Source organism: Saccharopolyspora sp. NPDC003752 (genome assembly GCF_053605825.1).
This window is the reverse complement of the sequence record NZ_JBSGJZ010000079.1, coordinates 1-8,438: the sequence shown is the minus strand read 5'-3', so window position 1 is coordinate 8,438 and position 8,438 is coordinate 1. Positions and strand designations below refer to the sequence as shown.

Genomic DNA, 8,438 nt, shown 5'->3' with positions numbered 1-8,438 from the left:
GCGGGCCGCGTCATCCACCTCGTGCACGACGTGTCCAACGGCCGACCCTACAGCCGGCTCAACCAACTGCAGGGCACCAAGGGCGTGTTCGAGTGCTTTTGGTCGCTGCAGCGACCAAAAGCACTCACGACCCCAGGCTCACCGCGGCCTTTCCGTACTCAGTCGATCTCTTCGTAGGCGGGCAGCGTCAGGAAGTCGACGAACTCGTCGGCCACCGCCACCTGCTCGAACAGCTCGACCGCCCGGCCCAGGTTGTCGACCGGGAAGCCGTCTTCGGACCGCAGCTGCTTCTCGGCGTCGGCCAGCACCTCGCGGACCAGGTCCGCGGTGACCTGCTCGCCACCGGCCAGCACCACGCTGTTGTGCAGCCACTGCCAGATCTGCGAACGCGAGATCTCGGCGGTCGCGGCGTCCTCCATCAGGTTGTGGATCGCCGCCGCGCCGTTGCCGCCCAGCCACGACACGATGTAGCGGACGCCGACGTCGACCGCGGCGCGCAGGCCCTCGATGGTCTTCTCACCGGGGGTGTCGGCCACCGACAGCAGCTGGTCGGCGGTCACCGAGACCTCGTCGCGGGTGCGGTCGATCTGGTTGGGCTTGTCGCCCAGCACCGCGTCGAACTCCTCGAAGCAGATCGGCACCAGGCCGGGGTGGGCGACCCAGGAGCCGTCGAAGCCGTCGCCGGCCTCGCGCTTCTTGTCGGCGTGCACCTTGTCCATCGCGGCCGCGTTGGACTCGTCCTTGGTCGGGATGAACGCGGCCATGCCGCCGATCGCGAACGCGCCGCGCTTGTGGCAGGTGCGCACCAGCAGTTCGGTGTAGGCGCGCATGAACGGCGCGGTCATGGTCACCGAGTTGCGGTCCGGGAGGATGTACTTGTCCGAGTCCCGGAAGGTCTTGATCACGCTGAACAGGTAGTCCCAGCGGCCCGCGTTGAGGCCGGCGGAGTGGTCGCGCAGCTCGTAGAGGATCTCCTCCATCTCGAACGCGGCCGGGTAGGTCTCGATCAGCACCGTGGCACGCACCGAGCCGTGCGCGACGCCGAGCTCCTGCTGGGCGTGCGTGAACACGTCGTTCCACAGCCGAGCCTCTAGGTGGCTCTCCATCTTCGGCAGGTAGAAGTACGGTCCGCTGCCGCGGCTGATCAGTTCCTTGGCGTTGTGGAAGAAGTGCAGGCCGAAGTCGACGAACGCGGCGACCACCGGCTTGCCGTCGACCAGGATGTGCTTCTCGTCGAAGTGCCAGCCGCGGGGGCGCACCAGCGGAACGGCGTGCTTGACGTCGTCGCGCAGCTTGTAGTGCTTGCCCTCGGGCGTGGTCAGCTCGATCTGCTTGCGCACCAGGTCGTAGAGGTTGACCTGGCCGGAGACCACGTTGCGCCAGTGCGGGGTGTTGGCGTCTTCGAGGTCGGCGAGCCAGACGCGCGCGCCGGAGTTCAGCGCGTTGATGGCCATCTTGCGGTCGGTCGGGCCGGTGATCTCGACGCGACGGTCGGCGATGTCGGCCGGCGGCGCGGCCACCTGCCAGTCGCCTTCGCGGATGTGCCGGGTCTCCGCCAGGAAGTCCAGCCGCCCCTTGGCGGCGGCCTCGGCGCGGCGCTCCTTGCGGCGGGCGAGCAACTCGTCGCGGCGGGCGCCGAAGGCGCGCTGCAGGCCGGCGACGAACTCGAGCGCTTCCTTGGTGAGGATCTCGTCCCCGCGCTCGACGGCACCGCCGAGCACCTGCACTCCTGCTGGGGTTTCGGACATGGGAAGTCCACCTCTTTCTGCTGCCGGGTTCAAGACGGTGGCTTGTTGGCTCACCTTGCCGCGTGGCGGACTGTCGCGCACCCGACGAGGCGCGCGGCGGCCGTTCCGCTAGCGGTACGCCCGTTATGTTTTCTGCATCGTGGATGTTAGTTTCCATATAGCGTTCGAAGCAACATGAGCTGGCGCACCCGCCACGGACTAGACTCTGCTCAGCCAGCACAGTGGAAAGGGAGTTCTGCGATGACCACTGGCCCGCAGCGGGCGACTCAGGGCGGAGGGGTGCAGTCGGTCGAACGCACCTTCGAGCTCCTGGAACTGATGGCCGACGCCGGCGGTGAGGTCGCCCTGTCCGAGCTCGCCGAGAAGTCCGGCCTGCCGCTCCCGACGATCCACCGCATCATCCGCACGCTGGTGAGCAACGGTTACGCCCGCCAGCAGCCCTCGCGCCGCTACGCGCTCGGGCCCCGGCTGATCCGGCTCGGCGAGACCGCCAGCCGCGCGCTCGGCTCCTGGGCCCGCCCGTACCTCGCCGAGCTCACCGACGCCACCGGCGAGACGTCCAACATGGCGGTGCTCGACGGCGAGCAGATCGTCTACGTCGCGCAGGTCCCCTCGCAGCACTCCATGCGGATGTTCACCGAGGTCGGCCGCCGGGTCGACGCGCACGCCACGGCCGTCGGCAAGGCCGTCATGGCCACCATGCCGCCGGAGACGGTGACGCAGCTGCTCTCCCGCACGACGATGCACCCGCAGACCGAGCGCACCATCATCACGGTCGAGGCGATGCAGGAGGAGCTGAGCCGCATCCGCCAGCAGGGCTATGCGCTGGACGACGGCGAGCAGGAGGTCGGCGTGCGCTGCTACGCCGTCGCCGTGCCGGGAGCGCCGGCGGGCGCGGCGATCTCGATCTCCGGTCCGGAGGGCCGGATGACGCGGATCTCGACGGACGAGGTCATCCCGCTGATGAAACGCCTGGCCAACGACCTGTCGGCCGAACTGAGCGTCAGCAACACGGCCTGATCCGCCGCAATTTCAATGGAAATCGAACAACCTCAACCCCTGGCGTGCCCAGGCGGGTTGACAGTTTCAATTGAAACTGGTCTCCGACCCCGGGTGAACTGAACTCTGGAAGTTCAGACGAAGTAAACCCCTGCTTTGCCCGGGGGGGTGACAGTTTCAATTGAAACTGCGGTGCCCCGAGGCGCTCACCGGACCTGGCGGAGCTGCTTGCGGCGGCGGAGCCACCACACCGCCAGCACGAGCACCGCGGCGATGCCGAGCAGCGGTAGGCCCAGGAGGCCCACCGTCGCCTGCACCTGCTCGTAGGCCTCGCCCGACCAGGCGCCGAGCAGCACCAGCGTCGTCGCCCAAGCCGCCGCCACCGGCACGTTGCAGGCCGTGAACCGCAGGTGGGTGACCTTGGCGTGCCCCGCCAGCCGGGGCACCAGCGTGCGCACCACGGCGAAGCACTGCGACGCCGCCACCGTCACCTCCGCGCGTCCGTCCAAAGCGGACTCCGCGCGCGCGAACCGCTGCTCGCCGAAGCGCTTGACCAGCTGCCGCCGCAGCAAACCGTCCCGGCGGCCGCGGAAGTACCCGTGCTGGCAGCCCAAAGCCGTCGCGCCGAAGGCGCAGACCGCGGCCAGCCACACCGCCACGACGCCCTGCCCGGCGAGCCAGCCGAGCGCCAGCACGGTGCCCGACCCCGGCAGGAAAACCCCGATCAGCAGGCCGGATTCGGCGAACAGCAGCACCGCGACGACGACGAGCGCGAGCGGGCCGGGGATCCCGGCCAAGAAGTCCGTCATCGAGCGGCGAGCTCGCCCAGCCGCGGTTCCCAGGATTCGCCGTGCGGCTCGAGGGTGATCTCGCGGACGTCGTCGTCCCGGCGACGGATCCGCAGCAGCAGGTACGCGTCGGCGAGCCGCTCCGCGAGCCCCTCGCCCCACTCGACGACCACCGCGGCATCCGTCAGATCCGTGTCCAGGTCGAGGTCGTCGATCTCGTCCAACCCGCCCAGCCGGTAGGCGTCGACGTGCACCAGCGCCGGGCCGTCGCCGGACTCCGGCCGGTGCACCCGCGCGATCACGAACGTCGGCGAGGTCACCGAGCCGGTGACGCCCATGCCCGCGGCGATCCCCCGCGCCAGCACGGTCTTCCCGGCGCCCAGCGGCCCGTCCAGCAGCACGAGGTCGCCGGCGCGCAGCACGGCTCCCAGCCGGCGGCCGAACTCCAACGTGTCGGACTCCGCCGGCAGCTCGACGGTCTGCAGTGCAGGGCTCAACTCCCGGTCACCTCTCCGCTTCCTCCTCCAACGGCCCGCCGGATCAGCGCGATCAACTCCTCGGTGACCAGCTCCGGTCGCTCCAGCATCACCGGGTGCCCGGCGCCCTCGACGCGCACCAGCGTCGCGCCCGGCAGTTCCGCGGCGAGCACCTCGGCGTGCGGCGAGAACGGCGTGACCCGGTCGGCGTCGCCGGTGAGCACCAGCACCTCGCAGGTCCGCAGCGCCGCCAGCGCCTTCTTGCGGTCGTGCAGGCTGATCGTCTCCAGGAAGTCGGTCACCACCTCGACGGTGGTCGCGCCGATCATCTCGGCCATCAGGTCCACGATCTTCGGCGAGATGTCGCGATCCCCGAAGGACAGGTTGCGCACCAGCGTCCAGGTCAGCTTGTCGCCGAGCCGCCGGGTGCGCTCCACCAGGTCCGGCTGGAGGTCCGCGAGCAGCGCGAGCCCGCGCGGCACCGGGTTGGCGCGGTGCAGCCACGTCCGGGGCAGCCCGGACGCGCCGACCGCGCCGGCGGAGGTGCCGATCAGGGCGACCGCGCGGACCCGGTCGCGGAACAGCTCGGGACGCTGCTCGGCGAGCGCCATGATCGACATGCCGCCCATGGAGTGCCCGACGAGCACGATCGGACCCCGGCTCGCCGCCGAGCGCAGCACCGCGTCCAGATCCCTGCCGAGCTGGTCGATCGTGCTGTTGCGCTTGGCGGAGTGGCCGGAACGGCCGTGGCTGCGGTGGTCGAACAGCACCAGCCGGACCCGCGGCTCGGCGAGCTCGGGCAGGTCGCGGCGCTGGAAGTGCCAGCAGCGGGAGTCGAGCGCGAAGCCGTGCACGAGCACCACGGTCAGCTCCGCCTCGCCGCCGTCGGCGGGCGCGATCTCCTGCACCGACAGCGGAACCCCGTCGTCGGCGGCCACAGTGGACTGCCGGTCCGGGCGGAGCCTGCCGAGCGGCTCGTCGGCGTGGGGGTCGTCGGCCTTGCGCTGCGCGGCGATCCGCGAGCTGCGCGCGGCGACGCCGACCGCGGCGCCGGTGATCGCGGCGCCGAGCACCCCGCTCGTCCAGGCCAGCGCCTGCCAGACCGGCTTCACGGCAACCCCTGCTGTGAGCGGTCGTTCCGGTGAGAACCGGAATCAACGCCCACGAGCGCGTCGACGACGGTGCGCGTGACCCGCGGCCGGTACATGCCGGTGACGATCTCGTAGTGGATCGTGCCGATCGTGTCGGCCCACTCGGCGGCCGTCGGCTCGCCCCGGTCGCCGGGCCCGAACAGCAGCACCTCGGCACCGTCCGCGACCTGGTCGTCGCCGAGGTCCACCACCAGCTGGTCCATGCACACCCGGCCGACCACCGGCCGCCGCTTCCCGGCCAGCCACACCGACATCCGGCCCGACAGGGTGCGCGGCACGCCGTCGGCGTAGCCGACCGGCACCAGCGCGATGTTCGTCGGCCGCTCGGCCGTCCACTGCTGCCCGTAGGAGACGCTCTCGCCCGCCGCGATGCGCTTGGTCGACACCACCGAGGAGCGGAAGGTCATGGCCGGGCGCAGATCGTGATCCCCGTGCTGCGGAACGGGATCCAGGCCGTAGACCGCGATGCCCGGCCGGACCAGCTCGAAGTGCAGGTCGGGGCGGGTCAGCACGGCCGCCGAGTTCGCCAGGTGCCGGATCGGGTTCAGCCCCGCCGACCGCGCCTGCTCGTAGGCCAGGCCGAAGCGCTCGGCCTGGCGGTCGATCGAGGGGTGGTCGAGCTCGTCGGCGCACGCCAGGTGCGACCACACCGCCGCGACCTCGACGTGCCCGTCCGCCTCGGCCTTCGCCGCGTCCTCCACCAGCGCGGGCCACAGCTCGGCCGGGCAGCCGTTGCGGCACAGCCCGGTGTCGATCTTGAGGTGCACGCGGGCGACGCGGCCCTGCTGCTCGGCCGCGGCGGCGATCCGGCGCAGGCTTTCCTGCGAGGAAGCGGAGAGCTCGATGTCCGCGGCTACGGCCGGGCCGAAGTCGTCGTCCTCGACGTAGAGCCAGCACAGCACCGGGGCGGTGATGCCGCCGGCGCGCAGCTTCAGGGCTTCTCCGATGGAGGCGACGCCGATCCGGTCCGCGCCCGATTCGAGGGCGGCGGCGGCGACCGTCAGGGCGCCGTGACCGTAGCCGTCGGACTTCACGATGGCCATCGTGCGGGCACCCGAATCGCGGGCACGCGCCGAGAGCACCCTCACGTTGTGGCGGATCGCGTCGACGTCGATGCGCAGGTCGGCGCGGTACGCGGGCTGGTCACTCATGGCAGGCACATGGTCGCACACCACCCCGATGCCCCTACCGAGGTACCGGAGCCTCCGGCCCTCCCGGCCGGCCGCATCGCACCGACGCAGAACCCACCGGGCCGAACATGGACATCCGACGAAACCTCCCCACCCATACTTCCACGATACGGAAGGCGGTTCTTGGAGTGCCCGATTTTGCCCGAAATCGGACAGGTTTCAGGCAAAGTCGGACTCGCGGCTCGGGACGGGCGCTAGGAGGGGCGCATCTCCACGCATCGGCACGATGCTTCCGCCCGCATGGCTCGTGAGCACTTCTCACGAGGGCCCTGACCCGCGGATGCGCTGGTCACGGCTCAGGACAGCGCCGCTTCGCGGACCTTTCGGATCGCCGTGGGGACCGCCGCGAGCAGCGCCGAGGCCCCGATCGGGGCGCCGACCTCCCCGAGGTTCCGGGCCGGGGCGCCGTGCGCGGCGAGGTCGGCCGCGAGGGCGTGGACGTGCGCCGCGTAGCCGCAGGCCAGCCACGGCTCCACGCCGCTGGCCAGGAGCGCGCCGATCAACCCGGTGAGCACGTCGCCGGAGCCCGCCGTCGCCGGCCAGGCGTGCCGCGAGTCGTTGACGAGCACCCGCCCGTCCGGCGCGGCGACGATGGTGGTGTTGCCCTTGAGCAGCACCACCGCGTCGAAGCGCGCGGCGACCTCCCGCGCCGCGGCGACCCGGTCCTCGCCCGGTTCCCCGCCCGCCAGCCGCGCGAACTCGCCCGCATGCGGCGTCAGCACCAGCGGCGCATCCGGGTCGCGCGCGTCCCACAGCGTGCTGTCGTTGGCGAACAGCGTGATCGAGTCGGCGTCCGCGCACACCGGTCGCCCGGAATCCAGGACGTGCCGCAACACGTCGCGGCCGCTGGCCCCGGTGCCGATGCCCGGTCCCACCGCCCACGCCTGCACGCGCCCGGCGTCGCTGACGGAACCGGTCGCCACCACCTCCGGCCAGTGCGTGCGCACCACGTCCGCGGCAGGGCCGGCGTAGCGCACCATGCCCGCGGTCGCCTGCACCGCCGCCCCGCTGGCCAGCACGGCCGCGCCGGGGTAGGTCGCCGACCCGGCGGCGACCCCGACCACGCCCTGGCTGTACTTGTCGTCGGCCGGGCCCGGAACCGGCCAGCCCGCGCCGATCTCGGCGTCCTGCAGCAGGTAGAGCTCGGGATCGGGCAGGTCGTCGGCCAGTCCGATGTCGATCACCTCGACGTCCCCGGAGTGCACCGCGCCGGCGCCCAGCACGTGGCAGGGCTTGCGCCCGCCGAAGGTCACCGTGACGTCGGCGAGCACCGCCGGGCCATCGACCGCGCCGGTGACCGGATCGACGCCGCTGGGCAGGTCGACCGCGACGATCGGCACGTCGACCCGGCGCACCAGCTCCGCCGCCACCGGCCGCAGCGGACCGCGCGCGGACAGGCCGACGATCCCGTCGATCACCACGTCCGCGCGCTCCACCGCATCCGCGGACTCCGCCCCGATCCCGGCGGTGTCCGGACTCGCACCTTCCGCCGGGACCGCGCGGCCGCCGGCCCGCCGCAGCGCGGCGAGGCCCGCGGCGTGCGCCCGCTCCGGAGCGAGCAGCACCGCCGTGACACCGACCCCGCGACGCCGGAGGAACGCCCCGGCCCACAGCGCGTCACCGCCGTTGTTGCCCGCGCCGACGAGCAGCGTGACGTGACGACCGGCGACGCCGCCGGTGAACTCGGTGAGGACCCGCGCGGTGTGGACCGAGACGGCGTACGCGGCGCGGCGCATCACCGCGGGCTCCGGTGTCCTGGTGAAAAGCCGCTGCTCGGCGGCGCGGATCTGGTCGGGCGTCCACACTCCGTGCATCGCGTCCTCCTCGCAGTCGGCGATCGCCGCACAGTCTGCCCGCTCTCCCCGGCGATCCACGCCACCCCATCCGGGCATTTCGCCAACCAGGTCCCGCGAGCGCTTCCGGCCCGACACGATCACGAGCCCGGCAATCACGCTTTCAGGTACCGGCGAAGGGCCTCCAACCGGCCAGAAGGTCGCACGAAACGGCACCTCGGGCACGCGGCTGGCGGGGGGTTGGGGGGGAATAGGCGCACCAAAACCCAGCCCCCAGGGGGGTTGGGGGGGAC

Annotated in this window: 7 protein-coding genes and 1 pseudogene; 2 read left to right on the top strand and 6 right to left on the bottom strand. The window is 72.0% G+C overall.

The window, feature by feature from the left end; translation table 11 throughout:
- Positions 1–93, top strand: a pseudogene (locus tag ACWEV3_RS43170) (hypothetical protein); the annotation flags it as partial.
- Positions 94–158: 65 nt separating this feature from the next.
- Here the strand turns inward: ACWEV3_RS43170 and aceB are convergent.
- Positions 159–1,748, bottom strand: a complete 1,590-nt coding sequence (gene aceB, locus ACWEV3_RS43165) for a malate synthase A (RefSeq protein WP_452619467.1) — start codon at positions 1,746–1,748, stop codon at positions 159–161.
- Positions 1,749–1,988: 240 nt separating this feature from the next.
- Here aceB and ACWEV3_RS43160 point away from each other — a divergent pair, with 240 nt between their 5' ends.
- Positions 1,989–2,768 carry an IclR family transcriptional regulator gene (locus tag ACWEV3_RS43160; protein WP_452619466.1) on the top strand — a complete coding sequence of 260 codons (780 nt, stop codon included), beginning with the start codon at positions 1,989–1,991 and terminating at the stop codon, positions 2,766–2,768.
- A gap of 185 nt (positions 2,769–2,953) precedes the next feature.
- Here the strand turns inward: ACWEV3_RS43160 and ACWEV3_RS43155 are convergent, their stop codons facing one another.
- The 5 genes from ACWEV3_RS43155 to ACWEV3_RS43135 form a co-directional block, all read right to left on the bottom strand.
- Complete coding sequence (locus ACWEV3_RS43155; RefSeq protein WP_452619465.1) at positions 2,954–3,556, bottom strand: DedA family protein; 603 nt, start codon at positions 3,554–3,556, stop codon at positions 2,954–2,956.
- A complete protein-coding gene (gene tsaE, locus ACWEV3_RS43150; RefSeq protein WP_452619464.1) occupies positions 3,553–4,032 on the bottom strand; it encodes a tRNA (adenosine(37)-N6)-threonylcarbamoyltransferase complex ATPase subunit type 1 TsaE in 480 nt (159 codons plus the stop codon). Before tsaE ends, ACWEV3_RS43155 begins: the two co-directional genes overlap by 4 nt.
- Entirely contained in the window at positions 4,029–5,123 is a 1,095-nt protein-coding gene (locus ACWEV3_RS43145; RefSeq protein WP_452619463.1) for an alpha/beta fold hydrolase, read from the bottom strand. The genes tsaE and ACWEV3_RS43145 overlap by 4 nt, the downstream gene beginning before the upstream one ends.
- Positions 5,120–6,313, bottom strand: a complete 1,194-nt coding sequence (gene alr, locus ACWEV3_RS43140) for an alanine racemase (RefSeq protein ID WP_452619462.1) — start codon at positions 6,311–6,313, stop codon at positions 5,120–5,122. Before alr ends, ACWEV3_RS43145 begins: the two co-directional genes overlap by 4 nt.
- A 335-nt stretch (positions 6,314–6,648) precedes the next feature.
- Complete coding sequence (locus ACWEV3_RS43135; RefSeq protein WP_452619461.1) at positions 6,649–8,166, bottom strand: NAD(P)H-hydrate dehydratase; 1,518 nt, start codon at positions 8,164–8,166, stop codon at positions 6,649–6,651.
- Positions 8,167–8,438: the final 272 nt, after the last annotated feature.

Coding starts and splice junctions, on each gene's coding strand:
- aceB (WP_452619467.1), bottom strand. CDS start 1,748: ATGTCCGAAACCCCAGCAGGAGTGCAGGTGCTCGGCGGTGCCGTCGAG.
- ACWEV3_RS43160 (WP_452619466.1), top strand. CDS start 1,989: ATGACCACTGGCCCGCAGCGGGCGACTCAGGGCGGAGGGGTGCAGTCG.
- ACWEV3_RS43155 (WP_452619465.1), bottom strand. CDS start 3,556: ATGACGGACTTCTTGGCCGGGATCCCCGGCCCGCTCGCGCTCGTCGTC.
- alr (WP_452619462.1), bottom strand. CDS start 6,313: ATGAGTGACCAGCCCGCGTACCGCGCCGACCTGCGCATCGACGTCGAC.
- ACWEV3_RS43135 (WP_452619461.1), bottom strand. CDS start 8,166: ATGCACGGAGTGTGGACGCCCGACCAGATCCGCGCCGCCGAGCAGCGG.